Source organism: Nocardiopsis lucentensis DSM 44048 (assembly GCF_000341125.1).
GTDB classification, from domain to species: Bacteria; Actinomycetota; Actinomycetes; order Streptosporangiales; family Streptosporangiaceae; genus Nocardiopsis; species Nocardiopsis lucentensis.
This window is the reverse complement of sequence record NZ_ANBC01000785.1, coordinates 1-502: the sequence shown is the minus strand read 5'-3', so window position 1 is coordinate 502 and position 502 is coordinate 1. Positions and strand designations below refer to the sequence as shown.

The following is a 502-nucleotide window of genomic DNA, read 5'->3' as shown; positions in this document are numbered from 1 at the left end:
TCGCCGACCACGCGTGTCCGACGAGCAGCCGGGTGTGGCCGCTCGTCGCCTCGCGCAGCAGGTTGTCGGCCTCCGCGAGCAGGTGGCGCGCCCGAACCAGGACCTGCACCCCGGCCGTGGTCGGGGTGCACACCCGGCTGGTGCGGTGCAGCAGGCGCACGCCCAGGATCCGCTCCAGGGACGAGAGCGTGCGCGAGACCGAGGCCTGCGACACGCCCAGTTCGAGCGCGGCGTCGCTGAACCCCCCGGTGTCGACGATCGCCACGAGGCAGCGCAGGTGCCGCAGCTCCAGAGCCGTGTTCCCATCCATACGCCCATCGTATAGAACGTGCGTCGGATGCATTTTGCGTATGGATCCGGGCCGCCGAGAGTCGTGGCATGGCCACTCGTGACTCGACCACAACCGCCGCCGGGCCGCCGACCGGCTCCGACCGCTGGTCCGGGACGGCGCTGATGCTGGGCAGCGGCCTGTCCAACCAGGTGGGGGCGTCCGTCGCCGCGC

Annotated in this window: 1 protein-coding gene; it reads right to left on the bottom strand. The window is 72.1% G+C overall.

Going from position 1 to position 502, the window contains the following annotated elements:
• The coding region (locus D471_RS0127425) for a LysR family transcriptional regulator (protein ID WP_017601579.1) at positions 1-310 on the bottom strand (310 nt) is incomplete at its 3' end.
• Positions 311-502 lie beyond the last annotated feature (192 nt).